A 21,187-nucleotide genomic window follows, 5' to 3' on the forward strand; every position below is an offset into this window, starting at 1 on the left:
GTGATGCGACATTGGGCATGGCAAGAGTGGATGCCCGGAAATCACCCCGTGAAGTCCGGGACGGAATGCGTCGGCAGGCGCTGCGGATGCAATCATTTTGGAAGGAAATTGCGCGGGCGGAGGCCATGAACACCGATTTGTACGCCGGATTCAGTGAGCGTTTGGTCGGCGACAGCGGTCCCGACAACCTGAAAGTGTCTCATGCCAAAGGCGTGACCGCAGCGTTGGCCGGCCGTAGAGAGCGGATCGAAGTCTTCAGGTTGTCTGTTCATACGATTTTCCTTGTTCTGTAATCGTGATTTTATTTTTGGCAAGGGATTGTCCAACGGCAATGGTTAGCCGCGGGCTGGGCTAATGCCCCCGCCCGTCTGCATACAGTGTTGTACCGCTTTTGGCTTTGTAAGACTTTTAGATTTCGAGTATAGCCAGAATTTCATCCAAGGCTATGAGGTGGCTTTCTCGTGTGTAACTCATTGAGGCAAGCCCCCGGCTCTGCCGGGGGCTCACGGGGTTGGACCTTTGCAGCGGTCTTCGTGAACCTGAAATCTCGGCCAAGAGATAGAGGTCCACGATGAAGGACTAACAGAGTTTGTCTCACACCCGATGGGATTGTAAATATCACGTGGTATTCATTCCGGAGAGACGGAAGAAGCGGCTTTTTGGGGCGCTGAAGCGGCATTTGGGCAAGCTGTTCCATGGGTTTGCCGGGCACGCGGATTCGAAGATCGTGGAGGGTCATCTGATGGCGGACCACGTGCATAGGAGCATCAGCATCAGTACGCGGTGTCGAACGTGGTGGGTTACATCGAGGGTAAGAGTGCGATTCAAATTGCCCGAAAATTATGAGCCTCCGGCTTTGCCGGGGTTGATTTAACCAATCCCCGAATCCGTGTCCATGACCGGTGCCTTTGCGGAGCGCGGGTCTTCTTCATGGAGAGCGGCCCGCGCTCGGGAGATCCTCCTGAACGGCGTGAAACACCGTGACGAGCGGGCGGGTTCGGCCGAGGCCTTGCGAAGAAACGACGCCGCCCGGTTCGGCAGTTCCCGCGACACGGTCTCTTCATCCGGTTGCGCGTGGTGGGATGACCAGGCTCTCCCAGAGTGGCTTCAGTTTCGCGCCTCCTGTCGCGCAAGCCGCGGCGCATGGCGCTGCACCAGGTAGATCGTGGCGAGTGGAAGAATCAGTCCGAGCAATGTGACGCTGATGTACAACTCGCCGAGCTGGCTGTAGTCGGCCGGGACTTTGATGGCGCCGGTGACACCGTCCGTTATTTGGCGGGTCACGGTGAATACCTGGTTCAGATATTTCGTGCCGAGCTGCGAGAGTGACAGCGCCAGGTTGGTGAAGGCAGCCATGACGGCAAAGTAGGTGGCCTTGAGCGCCGGGGGGGCCGAGCGGGCGATCCAGGTCAGCATCGGGATCATGGCGATCTGGCCGAGAGGCGATTCGAGTGCGGTGTCGATCAGGGCGATGGCACGGGCGTCGATCAGGCCGTGGGTGAGCGCCGAGGTCCAGTGATGAAAGCCGTAGAACATGGCGATGTTTGGCAGGTAGAGCAGGGCGCCGGCGACGGTGAGCGCGCCGAACACATAGATCACCGAGCGTTCGGCCATGAAGCGGCGGAAGACGAACATGCCGAGCAGCGCCAGCGCGCTAGCCAGTAGAGACAGCTTGGAAAGGAACTGTTGGTCGAAGCCGAGTTCGTCGATCATCCACCAGGTGGAGCCGGCGCCGCTGGTGGGAACGGCGCGGAACACGAAGATAACGGCGGCCGTGCCGAAGAGTTCGAGGCGGGCGTCGGGGGCGATGTCGCGGGTGAGCTGCCGCATCAGGAACAGCACTATGCCCATGGAGCCGGCGAAGACGATTTCGGCGCTGAATTTGAAATCGGCCAGTCCCATGACGACGGAGAACGCCAGGAAGGCGAGACTGCCGCCGAGTATCCACCAGTTCACCTCCGGCGTTTCGACATGCGCGCTCTGCATTTTTTCGATCGCGTCCAGTTCGAATCCCTGGGCGGCGAGGCGCCGGGCGTCACGATTGCGGACCATCGCGGACAGCCAGACACCGGCGACGGAAACGGCGGGGATGACGAGGGCCAGCCGATAGATTTCGAGGTAGATTCCTTTTTTCTGGTCGATGTCCATGTTTTCCACACCACTGAACATGAACACGTTGACCGCGGCGACCAGCAGGGTGCCGCCGATGATGGCGACACGTCCCAAGGTCTGCATGGTGGTGTGGGCCAGTTTGAGTTGTTCGTCGGGAATGGCGTTGCCTTCCTCATCCACGCGGGGTACGGCTTCCACGGTCATGGCGTCGGCCACCGTGTCCTGGATGACATAGCCCATCGGCGCCAGCAGAACGGAGAGCACATACCAGCTTTCGGGCGACATGATTTCCCGCATCGCCGCCGGTTTGGCGAGCAAGCCGATCATGATGAGGAGACTCAGGGCGACGAGTCCCGCGCCGAAATAGATCAGCCGTCCCTTGTGGCGCCAGAGTAGATCGACCAGGTGCCCCATGGGCATCTTCATCGCCCAGGGCAGCATGGCCCAGAAGCCGAGCGAGGCGAGGAATTCGGCCGAAAGCCCCAGATATTCCTTGACGAAGAAGGTGCCGACGATGCCGGTCAGTCCCGAAATGCCGGCGGCCAGGTAGACCATGAGCGGGGGCAGGTAACTGAGGCGGATCTAGCGGCCGAGTTCGAGGATATTGGCATCCAGCCATTGCCGGATCGGACCGGCGTGGATGGAGATCGATTCGCGGTCGCGGGGGGACTGATCTTCGGGGAACTGCATGGTCGTTTCGATCGGAGTCTCAGCGGGGTTGCCGTTCGGGATAGGCCCAAACGAAGCCGGCGGCGTTCGGCATGCGTATTTTCGGTAACGTCGAGGCGTTGATCGGATCACGTTCGCCAATGATACCGTTGGCGTGGAGCAGGTAGGCGGTGAGGGCATAAGTCTCGTCGTCGCTCAGTGACCGCGGTGCGTCCAGCGGCATGGAACGGCGGATGAAGTCGAACACGGTGCTGGCATAGGGCCAGTAAGTGCCGATGGTCTTGTCGGGCTCGACGCTGGTCAGGGGATTCCGGCCTCCGGCCAGCTCCTCGGCGCTGCCGCCTCTGCCGTTCGGGCCGTGGCAGGCGGCGCATCTGGCTTCGTAAACGGCCTTGCCTTCGACCGCCGTGCCCTGGCCTGGCGGAAGGCCGGTGCCGTCGGGGAAGACGGTGATGTCCAAGGCGGAGATCGCGGCCGGCTCCAGGGGTTGGCCCAGGCGCGGGCCCTCGGGGGCGCTCAGTGCAGGAGTGCCGGCCAGCGCGATGAACAGAGCGAGGCTACCCTCACGCATAGACATGGCTGACGCTCCCATCGGCGGCGACGGCCCAGGATACGATCGCATTGTAGTGGAAGTAGCCGTGGCGCCCGCGCTCGGCGATCAGGGTCTGGCGTTCGGGCTGGACATAGCCGGTTTCGTCGGTGGCCCGGCTCTTGAGTACGGCAGGCGAGCCGTCCCAGCGCCAGGGCAGGCGGAAGCGGGTGAAGCACTTGGGCAGCACGGGCGGGTCGAGCGCCGCGTCCTGCCAGGTCTTGCCGCCATCGGCCGAAACTTCCACCCGTCGGATCGCGCCCCGGCCGCTCCAGGCCAGCCCGGAGATCGGGTGCAAGCCGGGGCCGGGCAAGGACTGGCCGGCGGAGGGACGGGTGATGAGCGACTTGGCCTCCATGACGAAACTGAACTGCCGGGCCTGGCCGGAGGGCAGCAGCTCGGTGTATTTCGCGGTTTCGTTACGGGCCATCGCGGGCTGCTCCGCAAGCTGCAGGCGGTGCAACCATTTGACGTTGGTGACGCCTTCCCAGCCGGGCAGGATGAGCCGCAGTGGATAACCGTTCTCCGGCCGCAGGCGCTCGCCGTTCTGGTACAGGGCGAGCAGGGCATCGTCCAGCGCCTTTTCCAGGGGAATGCTGACGTTCATCGCCGCGGCATCGGCGCCTTCCGCGATCAGCCATTTGGCGTTCGGTTGCAGGCCACATTCCTCCAACACGGTAGCCAGCGGTACGCCAGTCCATTCGCTGCAGGAAGCAAGGCCGTGGACGTTACCGGCCGGGGCTTGCATCGGCTCCAGGTGCCAGCCGGCATTGCCGTTGCCACCGCATTCGACGAAACACTGGCGCGAGGTCTGCGGGTAGCGCAGGAGGTCGTCGATGCCGAAACTCGAGGACTTGACAACCAGTCCGTGCACGACCAGGCGATGGACGGCGGGATCGATTTGCGGCACGCCGTTGTGGTGGCGCTCGAAGTGCAAGCCGCTGGGGGTGATGATGCCTTCCAGACGTTCCAGCGGTGTCCAGGAAATGCCGTTCCCCGGCGCATCGGGATTGGCCGCGACCCAGCGGATGACGGCGCGTTCGTGCGGCGAGGGCTGGCCGTAATTGGAAAGCGGGGCGCCGGGCCGCGTCATCCAAGGCGGCGGCGCCGCCCGGACGCCACCGGTCAGGGCGGCGCCGGTGACGGCCAGCCCCGCTTTCAGGAAGCGCCGGCGGTCCGGCCCCGAACTGGGGATTGCGGAAGGAAGGGTTTCCGGTTCGATGAAAGGCTTCATGTCGGGCTTTCGTTTCGTAGGGCCAGGGTGCGCGCGGTACTCCGCATCTCGTCGTCTACAGTCTTACAAAATTCCAACCGCGGCGCCACGGCGTCGGATATCCCACTCGTGCCGGGGTTTTTATTGCCCGCCGGCTAAGTTAACTTAAGTCCATAACAACGAAACGGAGGTCTTGAATATGCGAGAGGTCATGCGGGACTTCGCCGGGCTGATCATGCGGGGGGAGGGGCTTGCCTTCCTCGTCGCGAGCCTGTTGGGCGCATTGTCCCTGTATTTTCTCCCCGCCGCGTCGTTCTGCGCGGCCGCGATCGGCCTGGTCGGTCTGCGCCAGGGCGCGGTGAAGGGAGTGGTTCTGGCTCTGGCGGTCGCCGTGCCGATCACGGTCTGCGGCTATCTTTTCCCGCCGCGGCCGGGCCTGGAACTGCCCTTGCTCGTCCTGATCGGTCCGCTGGTGCTGGGTGCGGCAGCCCTGCTGCGTCGTGACGGGCGGCAAGGTCCTCCGCTGCTGTTCATCGGCGCGGTGTGCATGGCCGGAGCCATCGCCATAGAGCTGATCTCCGGCGATGCCGCGGCGTTCTGGAAAGGCTGGCTGCAGCATGCCGTGAAGGGGGTCAAGGGTGCGACCGTCCAGGGCTTCGAGGAGAATGGCACACTGGTGCTGATGAATGGTCTCATCCCGCTCCTGGTCGGCGCCAGCGCGTTTCTGACGCTGCTCCTGGCCCGCTGGTGGCAATCGCTGCTCTATAACCCGGACCAGTTCGGACCGGAATTCCAGCGCCTCCGCCTGCCCCGCACCGCCCTGGCGGCGGTGGTGGCATTGCTGCTGCTCGTGCATTTCCTACGTCCTGCGCTCGAAATGCACATCCTGCTGGTGGGCATCATGATATATGCGTTCCAGGGGCTGGCGGTGGTCCACGGTGTGGTGGCCCAGCGCGGCATCGGCTGGACGGGCTGGTTGCCGCCGTATCTCGCCCTGGTTTTCGTGCCCCAGTTCGGCGCCGTCGGGCTGGCGGTACTGGGCGCCGCCGATGCGCTGGCGAATTTCCGCCGCTTGCCCGCAGCGGAGAGCGGGGCGGCGTGATTCCCTACCGCGATACCATCCCCTGCCGCTATACGCCCTGGGTGACGTGGAGCCTGATGGTGTGCAATCTCGCGGTTCATGGTTACACGCAAACGCTGCCGCCCAGGGCGTTGCAGGCGCTGCTCACCCTGCACGGACTGGTGCCGGCGCGCTATGGATTCCCGGACTGGGCGGTGACGGCGGGCTTCCCGCCCGACGAATACAGCCCTTTCATCACGAGCATGTTCCTGCATGGGAGCTGGTTCCATCTGGTCGGCAACATGTGGCTGCTCTGGATCTTCGGCGATAACATCGAGGACCGCATGGGCGGGGTGCGGTTCCTGTTCTTCTATCTGTTGTGCGGCGTGGTGGCAGCGGGGCTCCAGGTCTATTTCAACCCACAGTCGACGGTCCCTGCCGTGGGGGCGTCCGGCGCCATCGCCGGCGTCATGGGGGCCTATTTCTTTCTGTATCCGTACGCCAGGCTGGTGGTCTGGGTATTCTTCCTGCCGCTGTTCGTCACCGTGCCGGCGATCGCTTTTCTCGGTGCCTGGGTCATCTTCCAGCTTTACAAGGCGACCACTGGTTTCGCCAGCCATGCGCCGTATTCGGACGTGGCGTGGTGGGGACACCTGGGCGGATTCATCATCGGGGTGCTCACGCACCGCCTGTTCCTGCTGCCGGAACGCGAACCGCCGGAAGAGACCGGCTTGCGCCGGGGGCGCGCGTGAGTCTTCCGGAACGAAGCGTGGAACGGGCGGCCTTTCTCCGCGAGTTGAAGCGTGTCCTCCCGGAGGAGGCCCTGTTGAGCGACCCGGAGGATCTGAGGCCCTTCGAATGCGATGCGCTTGCTGCCTACACCGTCCTGCCTTGGATCGCCGTGCTGCCGGAAACCGTGGAACAGGTCCGGGCGGTGCTGCGTCTGTGCCATTCGCAGAACGTGCCGGTCGTGGCCCGGGGGGCCGGAACCGGTCTTTCCGGCGGTGCCTTGCCCGTGGCTGACGGCGTGCTGCTGAGCCTGGCCAAGTTCGACCGTATCCTGGAAATCGATCCCGCCAACCGCATGGCCCGGGTGCAGCCGGGCGTCCGCAACCTCGCCATCTCCGAGGCGGCGGCGCCTTTCGGCCTGTATTACGCTCCGGACCCCTCCTCTCAGGTGGCCTGCACCATCGGCGGCAACGTGGCGGAGAATTCCGGCGGGGTGCATTGCCTGAAGTACGGCTTGACCGTGCACAATGTGCTGCAAGTCAGTCTGCTGACCGTCGAAGGCGAACCGCTGACACTGGGTTCGCTGGGGTTGGACGGTCCCGGCTACGATCTGCTCGCCCTGATCAACGGCTCGGAGGGCTTGCTCGGCGTGATCGTCGAGGTCGTCGTCAAGCTGCTGCCGGTGCCGGAAACGGCCCGGACATTGCTCGCGGCGTTCAGCAGCATCGAGGCGGCTGGCGATGCCGTGGCCGCCGTGATCGGGGCGGGGCTGGTGCCGGCCGGGCTGGAGATGATGGACAACCTCACACTTCGAGCGACGGAGAACTTCGTCCACGCCGGCTACCCGATCGACGCGGCGGCCGTCGTGCTGTGCGAAATGGACGGCATGGCCGAGCAGGTCGAAGCCGAGATCGCCCGGGTACGCCGGGTGCTGGAGTCGCACGGCGCGACCGAAGTACGCGAAGCCCGTGACGAAGCCGAGCGCCGGAAGTTCTGGGCCGGGCGCAAGGCGGCTTTCCCGGCGGTCGGACGGATCGCTCCGGATTATTACTGCATCGACGGGACGATTCCCAGGAAGCGGCTGGCGGAAGTGCTGGGGCGGATAGGCGAGCTTTCGGAGCAATTCGGCTTGGCCGTGGGCAACGTCTTCCATGCCGGCGACGGGAACCTGCATCCCCTGATCCTCTACGATGCCTCCCATCCCGGCGAACTGGAGCGCGCCGAGGCGCTGGGGGAGGAAATCCTCACCCTCTGCGTCGAGGTCGGCGGAACCGTGACCGGCGAGCACGGGGTCGGCATCGAGAAGCTCGGTCCGATGTGTGTCCAGTTCGGCGCGCCGGAGCTGCGGCAGTTTCACGCGTTGAAGGCGGCCTTCGACGCCGGCGGGCTGCTCAATCCCGGCAAGGCCGTGCCGACGCTGATGCGCTGCGCCGAACTCGGCCGGATGCACGTGCACGGCGGCCGCCTCCCCCACCCCGAACTGGAGCGGTTCTGACGGCCACCATGCATAGCCAGGACGACTCGGAAAGTCTGGCGGGGCGGGTGGCAGAAGCCTGTGCCCAGGGCGGGCCATTGCGGATTCGAGGCAGCGGCAGCAAGGAGTTCTATGCCGGGCCCTGCGCGGGCCAGCCGCTGTCGACCCGGACCCACACCGGCATCGTCCATTACGAACCCACCGAACTGGTGCTCACGGCCCGCAGCGGCACGGCGCTCGCCGCGATCGAGGCGGTGCTGGCGGAATCCGGCCAGATGCTGGGCTTCGAGCCGCCGCATTTCGGTTCCGGCGCGACCTGGGGAGGGACCGTGGCCTGCGGATTGTCCGGACCGCGCCGTCCCTGGTCCGGCAGCGTGCGCGACGCGGTACTGGGTTGCCGGATCGTCAACGGGCGAGGGGAGGTGTTGTCGTTCGGCGGCCAGGTCATGAAGAACGTCGCCGGTTTCGACGTTTCCCGCCTGATGGCCGGCGCGCTCGGGACGCTGGGACTGCTGCTGGAAATCTCGGTGAAGGTGCTGCCCCGGCCGGAGTGCGAAATCACGCTGTGTTTCGAATGCCCGTTCGCGGAAGGCCGTGAACGGATGATCCGCTGGGGCGGCAGCGGCCTGCCGGTCACCGGCCTGGCCTGGGACGGGCGGCTGCACCTGCGCCTGGCGGGGCCGGAGCAGGCGGTTTCCACTGCTGTCCGCCGTATCGGCGGGGATCGGGCGGGCGAGGGGGATGCGGTATGGAACGGCCTGCGCGAGCAGACACACGGCTTCTTCGCCGGCGAGGGCGACCTCTGGCGGCTATCGCTGCCGCCGGCCGCGGACACCGGCGACCTGTCCGGCAGCTGGCTCATCGACTGGGGCGGCGCCCAGCGCTGGCTGCGCACAGACGCGGGTCCGGCCGAGGTACTTGCCGCCGCTCAGGCCGCCGGCGGGCATGCCCGCTTGTTTCGGAGCGCCAATCCTCCGGCGATGCGCAGCGCCCCTCTGGCCCCGGCGCTGGCCGCCCTGCACCGGCGGGTGAAGGCGGCCTTCGATCCGGCAGGGATTCTCAACCGTGGACTGTTGCCAGAGGTTTTTTGAATGCTCACCCGCATCGATCCGCAGTTCGGCGGCACGCCTGAAGGGGAGGAGGCCGAGGCGATCCTCGCTGCCTGTGTCCATTGCGGTTTCTGCACGGCAGCCTGTCCGACCTACCGGTTACTCGGCGACGAACGCGACGGCCCGCGCGGCCGGATCTACCTGATCAAAGCGATGCTGGAAGGCGAACCGGTGACCGAGCGCACCAGAAGCCACCTGGACCGCTGCCTGGGCTGCCGTGCCTGCGAAAGCGCCTGTCCGTCCGGCGTGCGCTATGGCCGGCTCGCCGACATTGCCCGCGGCATCGTCGAGGAGCGGGCGCCGAGGCCGGCCATCGAGAGGCTCGAGCGCAAGTCGTTGCGGATGATCCTGCCGTACCCGGCCAGGTTCGCGCCTTGGGTCGGCCTGGCCCGCCGGTCGATGCCGTTGCTGCCAGCCGTCTTGCGGAACAAGCTGCCGCCTGCTTCGGGCACGCCGTCTTGGCCACCGGTCCGCCATCGGCGCACCATGCTGGCCCTGGGCGGCTGCGTCCAGCCCGTCCTGGCGCCGTCCATCGACGCGGCCGCGGCGCGGGTGCTGGACCGCTTGGGGATATCGCTGATCCGGGTCCCGGCAAGCGGCTGCTGCGGCGCCTTGAGCTACCACCTCGGCGCCCATGAGGAGGGGCTGGACTTCATGCGCCGCAACATCGACGCCTGGTGGCCCGCCATCGAGGCAGGCGCCGAGGCCGTCGTCATCACTGCCAGCGGTTGCGGCCTGATGGTGAAGGAATACGGCGAACTGCTGAGCCGCGATCCGGCCTACGCGGAAAAAGCGGCGCGGGTGTCCGCGCTGGCGCGTGATCTGGGCGAGGTCGTCGCCGCCGAGGACTGGACTCCCCTGGCGCCGCTCGCCCCCCAGCGGATTGCCTTTCACTCGCCTTGCACCCTTCAGCATGGTCAGCGCCTCGACGGTGTGGTCGAGTCCCTGTTGCAGAGACTGGGATTCGAATTGACTCCGGTCGCGGATGCCGCCCTCTGCTGCGGCTCCGCCGGCACTTATTCCCTGTTGCAGCCGGAGCTGTCGTCGCGGTTGCGGGACGACAAGCTGAGAAACCTGGAAGCCGGCGGACCCGAAGTGATCGCGACGGCCAACATCGGCTGCCTGTTGCAGCTCGCGTCCGGTGCCCGGCGGCCGGTGCGGCATTGGGTGGAATTGCTGGACCGGTGTTGACCGGCTCCATGGTGTCCGGCGGGCTGTCAGTACCTCGCCCCGTTGGGCAGAGCCCGAAACTCCCGCCAGACCTCGAGCGCTTCCTCCCGCATGAGCTGCTGCGGTGCCAAATGCCGTTCGGCATAGGATTTGACGATGTCCTCATGGATCCGGGAGTCGTCGAACAGGTCTTCGTAGTCGTGCCAGGAGGCGGCATAGTAGATTTGGTCGATCCGGGCCCAGTAAGCCGACGCGTAACACATCGGGCAGCATTCGCAACTGCTGTACAGCACGGCGCCGGAAAGGTCGTAGCTGCCGATTCGGCGGCAGGCTTCGCGGATGGCGTTGATTTCCGCATGTGCCGTCGGATCGTTGTCGCGGATCACGCTGTTGCCGGCGACGGCGAGCACCTGTCCGCCGCGCACGATGACTGCTCCGAAGGGGCCGCCGGTTCGGTCGACGATGCCGGCACGCCGCATCGTCTGGATTGCCAGCCGCATGTACGCCCGGTCCTGTTCGCCGGGAGAAACGCTGGTGCGCACGTCGGTCCCTCCCACCCTCAGATTTCCGGACGCCGGACGATTCTGGCGAGCAGGATCGGCAGCCGCGCCAGAAAGCCGAACATCAGACGGACGTGCATCCAGGTGAGGAGGGCGTTGTCGCGCCAGTAATGGAAGTGCGAGGTGCCGCCCTCTTCGGGCTTGGGGTAATAGACCGGCACCGGCAGATTGACCGGCCGGATACCGGCCCAGCAGAGCCGGACGGCGGCTTCCGGGTCGAAATCGAAGCGCCGCATCCATTGATGATCCTGCATGATCACGCATAGCGCCTGGATGGGGTAGACGCGGAAACCGAACAATGAGTCGCCGATCCCGCACCAGAGCGTCTCCAGGTTCGCCCACCAGTTGGAAATGCGGCGGCCTTTCACGCGCAGGGAGGGGGCGGAGTCGTCGAACACCGGCACGCCCAGGATCATGGCGTCCGGTTCTTCCTGCGAGCGTGCCATGAATTCCGGAATCCGGTCGGCGGGATGCTGCCCGTCGGAATCCATGACCAGGGCGTGGGTGAACCCTTTGCGGCGGCTGGTCAGCAATCCCCGCAGCACGGCCGCGCCTTTGCCGCGGTTGGCCGGCATTCCCAGCACCACCAGTCCGCTGTCTTCCGCCGAAAGTTTCAGCAGCCCTTCCCAGGTGCCGTCCGTGCTGCCGTCCACCACGACCCAGACCGGATTCCAGTACCGGCGGGCCGCCTGGACGGTTTCGTAGACCTTGGGGCCGGGGTTGTAACTGGGAATGATGACCAGGTGGGTACGGGAGGGCGTATTCATGTCTCAGGAACCGGTTTCGAAGGGCGGGGTGGAAACGCCGGCGAGTTCCCGTGCGTAATAGGCTTCCAGCGCATGGGTGAAGGCCACGGGGTCGTCGGGGGGATCGAATCTCAGACCCAGCCGGATGCGGAAGCGGATCGGCAGGCGGGGTCTTGCGTAAACCGGCCAACGCTTGCTCAGGAAAGGGGAATCGGTTTCCACGATCAGCGTCTGCACCGGCACGCCGGCATGGCGGGCGATCAAGGCGGCTCCCCCTTTGAACCGGCCGACCGGCGGCTCCGCGGTGCGGGTGCCTTCGGGGAAGACCAACAGTTGTCCGCCTTTCCGCAGCTCTGCGACGGCGGCCTTGATCATGCCATGGCCGGAATCGTTGCGGATGTAGCGGGCCAGGCGGGCGCCGGCGCCCAGAAAAATGTTGTCGTTCAGGTTCGCCTTCATGATGCAGACCAGGTCCGGCAGGCGCGAGGCGACGATCACGGCGTCGAGCAGGCTGGGATGGTTGGCCACCAGCAGCAGCGGCGTGTCCTTGCGCAGGGCTTCCAGTTCCGCGGTATCGAAGCGGAAAGCGCCAGCCGCATGCATGATGCCGAAGAAGATTCGCCAGCCGTACATGATCCCATACCGGCCGACCGGCCGCCCCAGTCGTTCAGGCAGCAACGGGTAGAGCAGCACGGCGATGCCGATCCAGGCGAGAGACATGGAGGCGTAAAGCAACAGTCCCAGGTACAGCGCGGTGTATTCGTACAGCGTCCTCACCGGGCGGATCAAACGGCTCAAGTCGGTTCTCCTGGATTTCTCAAGGTGTTCTGCTTCCGAAGGCCTCGATCTCGACCAGCAGTTCGCGGCGGCAGATCTCGGCCTCCACGAACGGGACGTCATCCGCCACCGGTAGCATCGCTGCGAGTTCACATTGTATCGGTTCCAGCGGGCAGCCGGGCCGGACATAGACTTTGTAGCGGAAATCCTTCCAGCCGAAGCCGGCGCCGCCGGACTCCCGGTTCAGGGTTTCGACCAGGGCCGTGAGGTTCATCAACGTTTCGCGGGTCTGCGCGGCAGCGTCGCCGGGATGCACACTCTCATGGCCAAGGATGCTCGCCGTGCCGGAAATGAAAACCGCGGTCCGATTGGCCGGTCGCAGCAGCGTCGCACGGGAGAAACTCGGGCTGCGTGGCCCATAGGCCGGGGGATAGCGATATGCGCTGAGCTGGCGCGGGTTTTCGATGGGGAACGCCGGTATACGCGCAGCGACGAAATAGACCACCAGCGGGCCGGCGTGCGTACCGAGCGCGCAGGCGGCCGGCAAAGCACCGGAAACCGGCCGGTTGGCCCGGAGAAATGCCTCCTGCCGCCCGATGTTGAACTGCCGGTAACGTTCCAGCTCCGATTCCTCCCGGTTGATGCCCGGAAAGTAGTTCCAGACCCGCACGAGGTGGGGGTAGCCGTGCCGTTCCAGCAACTGGAACAGGGCATCATAGGCGCGCCCCGTCGCGCCGCGGATGTCCGCACCCGCCTCGGTCTGCAAGCTTCCGAACAGGTGGAGCCCGTCGCAGGCCCAGTCGATGGCTCCGGTCCTGCCCCGGGTCGCACGGGAAACGCCCAACCAAATCTCGACCAGCGGCTCGGCCGGCAGCCTCTGGGGCATCGCGATCCCCAACCGGGGAAGCGAAGGGGGGAGTGTGGCCGGCGGCGCTGCTCCGAAGGCGACGGCGCCGAGGCCTCGCTCCCCGATCAGGTCGAGCACGGCCGGCAGTTCGGCTTGCCGCAGGTAAAGGACTGCCAGCATGCCGTCCGTCGGCGTAACCATGGCCGGGAACATCAGGCGAGATCGACGTCCTGGATGTTCAGGCTGCGCCGCCGCCGCGCTTCCAGTGTGCGGCGGAAATGCCACAGACTGTTGAGGTAATAGACCGCCTTGAAGGCATACAGCGAAAACCATATCGGCGTGCGGCCGAAGATGTCGCCCGCCAGCAACGAGAGCAGAGCTTCCTTCATGCGCAGCACGTTCTGCGGTGCCATGAACAGCTCCCGCATCGTCGGGTCGGTCATCCGGTAGATGAACCAGGAAAACTCGCGCGGGCCATGTCGCATCCGCCGATCGAAGCGCTGGAGCGCCGCAGCCGCCCGTCCTGGCTGGCGCAGGCAGGCATCCACCGTCTCGGCGGCGGTCACTCCGCCCTGCATGGCGAACAGAACGCCGGACGAGAACACCGGGTCGATGAAAGCGAAGGCGTCGCCGATCAACAAATAGGACTCGCCGTGCGTCCGGGTGGACACATAGGAGAAATTGCCAGTGGCCTGCACCTCCGAAACCAGTTCGGCGGCGCTCAAGCGTTCGGCAAGGGCAGGGCACGATGCGATCGTGTCGAGGAAGAATTCGCGCAGCGGCTTGTTCCTGCGTTTCATGTAATAGGGCCAGGTCACCGCGCCCACGCTGGTCGTCCCGTCGGCCAGCGGAATGAACCAGAACCATCCATGTTCGAACCAGAACACCGAGATGCTGCCCTCGTGACGGCCGTTCAAGCGGCGCGCGTTGGCGAAATGGCCATAGACCGCAGCGCTGCTGTGTTTCCGGTTGCGCTGCTTGAGCTTCAGCCGGTTGGCGATGAAAGTGTCACGGCCGGAAGCATCGACCACGAAGCGCGCCTGCCAGCGCCGGCTCCGGCCGTCGTCGTCCTGGGCATCGACCTCCGCGCCCCGTCCGTCGGCCAGAAACCGAATGTCCGTGGCGCGCCAGCCCTCCAGGACTTCCGCGCCGCGCTTCACCGCATTGCGGACGAGGATGTGGTCGAACTCCGATCGCCGCACCTGGTAAGCATATGGCATGGATTTGTCCCAGGCGTCGGCGAATTCGAAGATGAGTGTCCCGTCGTGATCGGGCGACACGAATTCCGCGCCGGGTTTGTACATGCCGATGCGCTCGACTTCCTCTTTGACCCCCAATCGTTCCAGCAAGGGGAGGTTGGCCGGCAGCAGGGATTCGCCGATGTGGAAGCGGGGATGGCGGCATTTTTCCAGCACGACCGTGCGGTAACCGCGCTCGGCCAGCAGGGCGGCAACCGTAGACCCGGCGGGTCCCCCGCCTATGACCAGCACATCACAGCCGGTGGATCGAGGGGGCGTGGATTCGGGACTCGCGTTCATCGGGACAGATCGGGATCGGATGGGTGACGGCCGGCAGGACATTATAGCTTCAACGATTCGGCGGGCGAACTACGATCGCCCAGGGCGATCGTGCCGGCCGGTGCCCGCTGCCCGCGTCACCGTGATCCGGGCGGGTGTCAGATTTTTCCAATTCTCCGGGTTTGCCGAGGGTTAGATTCTCCCGCGCCGGGGTTCGCCCGGTTTTTCCGGGTTGAACTAGATTTACCGGACGGGAAGGATCGTCGTTTGGACCGGGAACGGCGGTGTGATCTTTGCTGACACGTAGGCAGTCCGTCCGGGCGCCGGCGCAGGCCGTCTTCGCGACTCGTGCGCCGAACCGGAATACCCTTGGATGATGAAGGAACCGATGAAGATGAAAAAGTACCTTTGGCTTTGGGCGGGGGGGCTCTGCCTGGGGGGCCTGTTCTGCGGCGCGGCGTGGGCGGCCGTATCCTGCAGCGCGGATTACGTCGTGGAGAATCAGACCGCATCCGGTTTCAAGGTGACGGTACGGATCGTCAATCAGGGTGACGCGGTCGATGGCTGGACCGTGACCTGGACCATGCCCGAAGGCCAGAAGATCACTCGGCTCCGGAACGGCAAATACGTTCGGAAGAAGGGGGCCGTCAGCGTGAAGAACAATGCGTCGAACCGTAAAGTGGCCGCCGGCGAGGTCATCGAGTTCGGCTTCCAGGCGAGCCACAAGGGGAGCAACCGGATTCCGGTGGACATCGCCCTGAACGGAACGCGGTGCGCCGGGACGGTGTCCCCGGCTGTAGCCACTGCCGCGACCGCCGCGGAGACATGCGAAGCCAGTTATCGGGTTTCCGAACAGTGGAACAGCGGGTTTACCGCCGAAGTGAAGATCCGGAACGACGGCCCTGCGCTGGCGGGCTGGAACGTCGCCTGGGAGATGCCCGACGGCCAGGAGATCACGAATTCCTGGAACGGCCGCTTCGTCCAGACGGGCGCACACGTCGACGTCGGCAACCTGGATTGGAACAAGGACATTCCCCCGGGTTCGAACATCGAGTTCGGTTTCAACGGCAGCCACACCGGCAGGAACCGTACGCCCGCGAGCCTGAGCGTCAACGGCGTGAAATGCACGATGGCCGTGATCACGCCCCCGCCCTCGCCGAGACCGGCGTCCTGCGAAGCCACCTATCAGATTTCCGATCAGTGGAACACCGGCTTCACGGCCAACGTCCGGATCAGAAACGATGGGGACCCGCTGGCGGGGTGGACGGTCGTCTGGGATATGCCCGATGGCCAGCGGGTCACGAATTCCTGGAACGGTCGGTTCGCCCAGAGCGGGTCCCATGTGGAAGTCGGCCATCTCGACTGGAACAGGGACCTTGCCACGGGTTCGAACATCGAGTTCGGCTTCAACGGCAGCCACGCCGGTGCCAACCGCGCACCTTCGAGCCTGAGCCTCAATGGTGTCGCCTGTGCGCTGGTCACGGTTGCGCCGTCCCCGACGCCCGCGCCGACCGCTACGCCGAGCCCCATCCCGACGCCGACGCCCAGCCCGGCACCGCCCGCGAGCCCGAGTCCGGCGCCCACGCCGACACCGGCGCCGACTTCCAGCCCCAGCCCTACGCCTGCGCCGACCGGACCGTGTCAGGCCGACTACCAGGTGACGGCGCAATGGAATGATGGATTCACTGCCAACGTGAAAGTCAGAAACAACGGCACCGCCCTGGACGGCTGGACGGTCGCCTGGACCATGCCCAGCGGCCAAACCGTGACGGGAATGTGGAACGGCCAGTACCTCCAGACCGGCCCCCAGGTCGCGGTGACGCCCGCCGGCTGGAATCGCCAGATCGCAAGCGGCGCTTCCATCGAGTTCGGTTTCAACGGCAGCCATTCGGGCACCAACGCCGTACCCGGCGTGCTGACGCTGAATGGTGCCGCTTGCGCCACCACCACGGGCGGCGGCACCCCCACGCCGACCCCGGTGCCGGTGGCGCCGGGGACACCGGCCGGTCTGTCCGCCACCGTGGCCGACAACGCGGTCGTCAACCTGGTTTGGACGGCGGCCGACGCATTCGCCCAGGGTTTCCGGATCGAGCGCCGCACCGCCGCCGGTGTCGACTGGGCTCTCGTGGCCGAAACGGCCGCCGGTGTTCCGTCCTTCGGCGACGGCACGGTGGCCATGGGGAACGACTACGAGTACCGGGTCTATGCCTTCAACGCGGTGGGAAACAGCCCGCCCGCGACGGCATCCGCTTCCTTGCCGACCTTGCTCAAGTACGGCGAGTCGCAGTACCAGAAACAGGGCTGTGCCAGCTGCCACGGGAAGGACGGCAAGGGAGGCTTCACCAACAAGCCGCTGGTCCATTTCACGGCCGACCAGCTCGCGACGCTCACCGAGATCATCCGCGTCCGCATGCCCCCGTCCAAGCCTGCGAACTGCGTCAGCAACTGCGCGGCGGGTACCGCCAAGTACATCATCGAGGTGCTTGCCGCCGCCGCTTCGGGAGGCGGCGGAGGCGGCGGCAACGCCTGCGCCGGCAGCCCGCCGCCCGGTGGACGGGCATTGCGCCTGCTCACCCGCCAGGAATACCAGAACACGGTCAACGACCTGCTCGGCCTGTCCGAAAACCTGGTGCATCTCCTGCCGGAGGAAAACCGCGTGGATGGCTTCGACAACAATGTCGCAACCAACCTGGTGACGAGCATTCGCCTCGAGGCTTTCCTGACCCAGGCCGAAGCCCTCGCCGCAAAGGCGGTGCAGCAAAACTGGAACGCACTGCTGCCGTGCACACAGCAGGATGCGGCCTGTGCCCGTCGGTTCGTCGAAGCTTTCGGCAAGCGCGCCTACCGGCGGCCATTGACCCCGGAAGAGGCCGACGCCTACGCTGCGCTGTTCGGGCAGGGCTCATTCCGGGAAGGCGTGGAGGCGACCATCACCCATATGCTGGTTTCGCCGAATTTCCTCTACCGTTCCGAGCTGGGAGAGGTGCAGGCGGACGGGACGTACAAGCTGACGCCGTACGAAACGGCGAGCGCCCTTTCCTATCTGTTCCTGGGGTCGCTGCCCGACGGCGAACTGGTCAGTGCCGCGGACCAGAACCTGCTGGACACGCCCGACCAGCGCATCGCCCAGGCCTCGCGCCTGTTGAGCCTGCCGCGCAGCCGCAACCGGGTGGGCCATTTCGTCGGCCAGTGGCTGCTGGGTACCAGCCCGTACACGCTGCCGGAGAAGGACCAGGCGGTGTATCCGCGGTATGACGCCGCGGTCAGGTCCGCAATGTCCGAAGAACTGATCGGCTTCTTCGATCACGTCGCCTTCGAGTCCACCCAGAGCTTTCCGGAGCTGTTCACCGCGAACTACGTCGTCGTCGACGACACCCTGGCGGACTACTACGGGCTCGGCCGTCCGGGGGGCAGCGGATTCGCGCCGGTGACGGTGAGCGACGGAACCCGCACCGGCATCCTCACGCTCGGCGCGGTGCTGTCGCGCTATGCCAACAGCAACGAGTCGCATCCGTTCAAGCGCGGTGGTTTCCTGTACAAGCGCCTGCTTTGCCGCGATTTGCCGCTGCCGGCCAACGCGGGCTTCATCCAGGCGCCGCAGCCGGATCCGAATGCGACGACGCGGCAGCGCTTCGAGTTCCACAGCAAGTCCAATACCAGCTGCTACGGCTGCCACCAGTACCTGGACGGACCGGGCTTCGGCTTCGAGAACTACGACGGCGCCGGCATCTTCAGGGCATCCGAAAACGGACAGGCCATCGATGCCAGCGGCGTCCTGCGCGGCCTGGAGACGTTCACGCCCACCGAGGAGCTGAGCTTCACCGATCTCCCCGACCTCAGCCGGAAAATCGCGGCCAGCCCGACCGCGGCGCAGTGCGCGGCGCGCCAGTACTACCGATTTGCCACCGGCAGACGGGAGGCATCGTCCGACAGCTGCGCCCTCGACAGTTTCCTGCAGACCTATTCGGCCAACGGCCATAACCTGCAGACCATGCTGCTCGGCATCGTCAACGCACCCGGCTTCACCGTGCGCCGTGCCGATCAATAAGGAGAATGCAATGAATCTCTCGATCAAACGCAGGGACTTTCTCAAACTGGCCGGGGCCACCGGACTCAGCCTGAGCTTCGCGCGGCTGGCACAGGGGGCGGGCTCCAGCCCGCGTCGGGTGATCTTCGTCTACACTCCGGATGGCGCCATCCCGGCCCAGTGGCACGCGCAGGGCACCGGCACCGATTTCACGCTGCCGGCCATGACCCAACCGCTGGAACGGGTGCGCCAGCACTGCATCTTCCTGAGCGGGCTGAACATGGTCGGTCCCGGCGGTACCCACGAGGGGGGTGTCATCAAGCTGCTGACCGGTACGGGGGGGCAGAACAGCACGCTGGGAGTATCGCTGGACCACTACCTGGGCCAGGTCTTCAAGACCCAGACGATACGGCCACATTTGAACCTGAACATCGTCCCGATCTACACCGACAAGCACATCACCTACGACAACAACGGCGTTCCCGTCGTACCCGAAATGAATCCCCTGGCGGCGTTCGACTCGCTGTTCGGCGCCAGCGCCGGCGACAGCGCGCGGGCCCAGCGCCGTATCAGTGCCCTGGATCATTCGCTGAGCGAACTGAACGCCCTGCGCGCCCGGCTGGGTACGACGGAAAAGGTCAAGCTGGACACCCATCTGGACGCCTTGCGCGAGCTGGAGCAGAAGCTGCAGTCGGCGGCGGCCGGAAGTTGCCCCGCATGGAATTTCAATCCGACCGGCTTCCGGGTGACGCGTACGGCGCTGTGGCAGAATCCGGAGTTCATGGACGCCGGCCGGATGGGGACGATCGCCGATCTCCACACGGACGTGGCGATACACGCCCTGGCCTGCGATCTGACCCGGGTCGTCACCCTCAAGTGGAACAACTCGGTGCACGACAACGTAATCAAGGAAGCCGGCAGCCCGATGACTTGCCACGGCGCGTCGCACGAAGCGGGACAGGACTTCGTGACCATCAAGGCCTGGTACATGGAGCGCTTCGCGCGTCTGATCGAACGGTTGCAAGCCACGCCTGACGGCGGCGGAACCCTCCTGGACAACACCCTGGTTTTCCACGGCAGCTGTCTCGCCAACGGCAGCTGGCACAACCATGATGACATGCCCTTCATCCTGGCAGGCGGCGCAGCCGGCGGCATGGCGACCGGGCGCAGTCTGAAGTTCGGCGGCGTTCCGCACAATAAACTCTTGGTGTCGATCGCGCGGTTCATGGGGGTGAACATCAACAGTTTCGGGGACCAGGACAGCTCGCCAGGTCCCCTGTCCGGTCTGTCCGGCTGAAGCCGGCGCGGACCGATTCTGGAAGAAAGCGGGTGCCATGACTTATACTTGCGGCCCTTTTCAACGAAGACGGCGCCCTCCATTCTTCCCGACATGAATCCCAAGCTCGCCAGCCTGCACCCTTATCCTTTCGAGAAGCTGGCGGATCTCAAGCGAGGCCGGCTGCCGCCGGCGGACAAACCTCACATTGCGATGTCCATCGGCGAGCCCCAGCATCCGACGCCGCATTTCATCGCCGAGGCTCTGCTGCAGCACCTGCACGGTCTGGCCTCCTATCCGACCACCAAGGGTGGCCCGGAATTGCGCCGCTGCATCGCGCAATGGCTGGAACGGCGGTTCGACCTGGGAGAGGGCGGGGTAGACCCTGAGCGGCAGGTGCTGCCGGTCAACGGCACCCGGGAAGCGTTGTTCGCCTTCGCCCAGGCCGTGATCGACCCGGCGGAACAGCCTCTCGTGCTGATGCCGAATCCGTTCTATCAGATCTACGAGGGCGCGGCGATCCTGGCCGGGGCGGAACCTTTCTTCCTCAATACCACGGCCGAGTCGGGATTCCTGCCGGATTTCGATGCGGTGCCGGAAACGGTGTGGCGGCGCTGCCGGCTGGTGTATATCTGCTCCCCCGGCAATCCCACCGGCGCGGTGATGGGGGGCGACCAGCAGCGGCGGTTGTTGGAACTGGCGGAAAGATACGATTTCATCGTGGCATCGGACGAATGCTATTCGGAGCTGTACGCCGACGAGGCCGATCCGCCGGCGGGTTTGCTCCAGACCGCGGCCGCCATGGGTAATACCGAATTCCGCCGCTGCGTGGTGTTTCATTCCCTGTCCAAACGGTCCAACGCACCCGGCCTGCGTTCGGGATTCGTCGCCGGCGATGCCGACATCCTGGGCCGTTTCCTGTTGTACCGGACCTACCATGGCTGCGCCATGCCGCTTACCGTACAAAAGGCCAGCGAACGCGCCTGGGCCGACGAAATCCACGTGCGCGAGAACCGGGCGCTTTATCGGCGGAAGTTCGATGCGGTTGCCACCGTGCTGGGAGACGTCCTCGACCTGACCGTGCCTTCGGCGGGGTTTTATCTCTGGCTGCGCACCCCCATCGACGACACTGCATTTGCCGCCGGCCTGTTCGAGGCACAGAATGTCACGGTGCTGCCGGGGCGCTTCCTGTCCCGCCCGAGTGGCGGCGTCGATCCGGGCACGGGCCACGTCCGCATCGCCTTGGTCGCTCCTTTGGAGGAGTGTGTCGTGGCGGCGCACCGTATCAAGCAGTTCATTCAAACCCTTTGAG

17 protein-coding genes and 1 pseudogene are annotated in these 21,187 nt (G+C 65.4%); 10 read left to right on the plus strand and 8 right to left on the minus strand.

What is annotated here, in order from left to right; genetic code table 11:
- Positions 1-17 precede the first annotated feature (17 nt).
- Both ACSHWJ_RS01355 and tnpA read left to right on the plus strand, forming a co-directional pair.
- Complete coding sequence (locus ACSHWJ_RS01355) at positions 18-293, plus strand: hypothetical protein (RefSeq protein ID WP_218800082.1); 276 nt, start codon at positions 18-20, stop codon at positions 291-293.
- A 296-nt stretch (positions 294-589) separates the two neighbouring features.
- Positions 590-840, plus strand: a pseudogene (gene tnpA, locus ACSHWJ_RS01360) (IS200/IS605 family transposase); the annotation flags it as partial.
- 267 nt (positions 841-1,107) lie between these two features.
- On the opposite strand, the gene ACSHWJ_RS01365 reads toward tnpA, so the two are convergent.
- The 3 genes from ACSHWJ_RS01365 to soxC all read right to left on the minus strand — a co-directional run bounded on the left by ACSHWJ_RS01365 (position 1,108) and on the right by soxC (position 4,604).
- The gene (locus ACSHWJ_RS01365) at positions 1,108-2,667 is read right to left on the minus strand and encodes a hypothetical protein (RefSeq protein ID WP_432539189.1); all 1,560 of its coding nucleotides are present in this window, start codon (positions 2,665-2,667) and stop codon (positions 1,108-1,110) included.
- A gap of 154 nt (positions 2,668-2,821) precedes the next feature.
- Entirely contained in the window at positions 2,822-3,358 is a 537-nt protein-coding gene (locus ACSHWJ_RS01370; protein ID WP_228370307.1) for a c-type cytochrome, read from the minus strand.
- Complete coding sequence (gene soxC / locus ACSHWJ_RS01375) at positions 3,345-4,604, minus strand: sulfite dehydrogenase (RefSeq protein WP_010960780.1); 1,260 nt, start codon at positions 4,602-4,604, stop codon at positions 3,345-3,347. The genes ACSHWJ_RS01370 and soxC overlap by 14 nt, the downstream gene beginning before the upstream one ends.
- A gap of 178 nt (positions 4,605-4,782) precedes the next feature.
- On the opposite strand from soxC, the gene ACSHWJ_RS01380 reads away from it, so the two are divergent.
- Genes ACSHWJ_RS01380 through glcF form a run of 5 tightly spaced genes read left to right on the plus strand, consistent with a single transcriptional unit; the run spans position 4,783 to position 10,146 of the window.
- The gene (locus ACSHWJ_RS01380) at positions 4,783-5,685 is read left to right on the plus strand and encodes a hypothetical protein (RefSeq protein ID WP_218800081.1); all 903 of its coding nucleotides are present in this window, start codon (positions 4,783-4,785) and stop codon (positions 5,683-5,685) included.
- Complete coding sequence (locus tag ACSHWJ_RS01385) at positions 5,682-6,395, plus strand: rhomboid family intramembrane serine protease (RefSeq protein WP_017365659.1); 714 nt, start codon at positions 5,682-5,684, stop codon at positions 6,393-6,395. The genes ACSHWJ_RS01380 and ACSHWJ_RS01385 overlap by 4 nt, the downstream gene beginning before the upstream one ends.
- Before the next feature lie 17 nt (positions 6,396-6,412).
- Positions 6,413-7,867, plus strand: a complete 1,455-nt coding sequence (locus tag ACSHWJ_RS01390; RefSeq protein WP_256992903.1) for an FAD-linked oxidase C-terminal domain-containing protein — start codon at positions 6,413-6,415, stop codon at positions 7,865-7,867.
- An 8-nt stretch (positions 7,868-7,875) separates the two neighbouring features.
- The gene (gene glcE / locus ACSHWJ_RS01395; RefSeq protein WP_218800080.1) at positions 7,876-8,937 is read left to right on the plus strand and encodes a glycolate oxidase subunit GlcE; all 1,062 of its coding nucleotides are present in this window, start codon (positions 7,876-7,878) and stop codon (positions 8,935-8,937) included.
- Complete coding sequence (gene glcF, locus ACSHWJ_RS01400; protein WP_218797731.1) at positions 8,938-10,146, plus strand: glycolate oxidase subunit GlcF; 1,209 nt, start codon at positions 8,938-8,940, stop codon at positions 10,144-10,146.
- A gap of 26 nt (positions 10,147-10,172) precedes the next feature.
- On the opposite strand, the gene ACSHWJ_RS01405 is transcribed toward glcF, so the two are convergent.
- Genes ACSHWJ_RS01405 through ACSHWJ_RS01425 form a run of 5 tightly spaced genes read right to left on the minus strand, consistent with a single transcriptional unit; the run spans position 10,173 to position 14,593 of the window.
- Positions 10,173-10,682 (minus strand): nucleoside deaminase, encoded by a 510-nt coding sequence (locus tag ACSHWJ_RS01405; protein ID WP_017365655.1) that lies wholly within the window; start codon positions 10,680-10,682, stop codon positions 10,173-10,175.
- 2 nt (positions 10,683-10,684) lie between these two features.
- Positions 10,685-11,452 carry a glycosyltransferase family 2 protein gene (locus ACSHWJ_RS01410; RefSeq protein ID WP_218797730.1) on the minus strand — a complete coding sequence of 256 codons (768 nt, stop codon included), beginning with the start codon at positions 11,450-11,452 and terminating at the stop codon, positions 10,685-10,687.
- 3 nt (positions 11,453-11,455) lie between these two features.
- The gene (locus ACSHWJ_RS01415; protein WP_017365653.1) at positions 11,456-12,229 is read right to left on the minus strand and encodes a lysophospholipid acyltransferase family protein; all 774 of its coding nucleotides are present in this window, start codon (positions 12,227-12,229) and stop codon (positions 11,456-11,458) included.
- Between the two features lie 19 nt (positions 12,230-12,248).
- Positions 12,249-13,256, minus strand: coding sequence for a hypothetical protein (locus ACSHWJ_RS01420; protein WP_256992900.1), 1,008 nt, complete (start codon positions 13,254-13,256; stop codon positions 12,249-12,251).
- Positions 13,257-13,267: 11 nt separating this feature from the next.
- A complete protein-coding gene (locus ACSHWJ_RS01425) occupies positions 13,268-14,593 on the minus strand; it encodes an NAD(P)/FAD-dependent oxidoreductase (protein ID WP_256992899.1) in 1,326 nt (441 codons plus the stop codon).
- 373 nt (positions 14,594-14,966) lie between these two features.
- On the opposite strand from ACSHWJ_RS01425, the gene ACSHWJ_RS01430 reads away from it, so the two are divergent.
- The 3 genes from ACSHWJ_RS01430 (at position 14,967) to dapC (ending at position 21,186) form a co-directional block, all read left to right on the plus strand.
- Positions 14,967-18,620 (plus strand): cellulose binding domain-containing protein, encoded by a 3,654-nt coding sequence (locus tag ACSHWJ_RS01430; protein ID WP_256992898.1) that lies wholly within the window; start codon positions 14,967-14,969, stop codon positions 18,618-18,620.
- Positions 18,621-18,630: 10 nt separating this feature from the next.
- Positions 18,631-19,896, plus strand: a complete 1,266-nt coding sequence (locus ACSHWJ_RS01435; protein WP_218797726.1) for a DUF1552 domain-containing protein — start codon at positions 18,631-18,633, stop codon at positions 19,894-19,896.
- A gap of 93 nt (positions 19,897-19,989) precedes the next feature.
- A complete protein-coding gene (gene dapC / locus ACSHWJ_RS01440; protein WP_218797725.1) occupies positions 19,990-21,186 on the plus strand; it encodes a succinyldiaminopimelate transaminase in 1,197 nt (398 codons plus the stop codon).
- Position 21,187 lies beyond the last annotated feature (1 nt).

It is taken from the genome of Methylococcus sp. S1M (assembly GCF_051295855.1).
GTDB classification, from domain to species: domain Bacteria; phylum Pseudomonadota; class Gammaproteobacteria; order Methylococcales; family Methylococcaceae; genus Methylococcus; species Methylococcus capsulatus.

Coding starts and splice junctions, on each gene's coding strand:
- ACSHWJ_RS01355 (WP_218800082.1), top strand. CDS start 18: ATGGCAAGAGTGGATGCCCGGAAATCACCCCGTGAAGTCCGGGACGGA.
- ACSHWJ_RS01365 (WP_432539189.1), bottom strand. CDS start 2,667: ATGGTCTACCTGGCCGCCGGCATTTCGGGACTGACCGGCATCGTCGGC.
- ACSHWJ_RS01370 (WP_228370307.1), bottom strand. CDS start 3,358: ATGTCTATGCGTGAGGGTAGCCTCGCTCTGTTCATCGCGCTGGCCGGC.
- soxC (WP_010960780.1), bottom strand. CDS start 4,604: ATGAAGCCTTTCATCGAACCGGAAACCCTTCCTTCCGCAATCCCCAGT.
- ACSHWJ_RS01380 (WP_218800081.1), top strand. CDS start 4,783: ATGCGAGAGGTCATGCGGGACTTCGCCGGGCTGATCATGCGGGGGGAG.
- glcE (WP_218800080.1), top strand. CDS start 7,876: ATGCATAGCCAGGACGACTCGGAAAGTCTGGCGGGGCGGGTGGCAGAA.
- glcF (WP_218797731.1), top strand. CDS start 8,938: ATGCTCACCCGCATCGATCCGCAGTTCGGCGGCACGCCTGAAGGGGAG.
- ACSHWJ_RS01410 (WP_218797730.1), bottom strand. CDS start 11,452: ATGAATACGCCCTCCCGTACCCACCTGGTCATCATTCCCAGTTACAAC.
- ACSHWJ_RS01420 (WP_256992900.1), bottom strand. CDS start 13,256: ATGGTTACGCCGACGGACGGCATGCTGGCAGTCCTTTACCTGCGGCAA.
- ACSHWJ_RS01425 (WP_256992899.1), bottom strand. CDS start 14,593: ATGAACGCGAGTCCCGAATCCACGCCCCCTCGATCCACCGGCTGTGAT.
- ACSHWJ_RS01430 (WP_256992898.1), top strand. CDS start 14,967: ATGAAAAAGTACCTTTGGCTTTGGGCGGGGGGGCTCTGCCTGGGGGGC.
- ACSHWJ_RS01435 (WP_218797726.1), top strand. CDS start 18,631: ATGAATCTCTCGATCAAACGCAGGGACTTTCTCAAACTGGCCGGGGCC.
- dapC (WP_218797725.1), top strand. CDS start 19,990: ATGAATCCCAAGCTCGCCAGCCTGCACCCTTATCCTTTCGAGAAGCTG.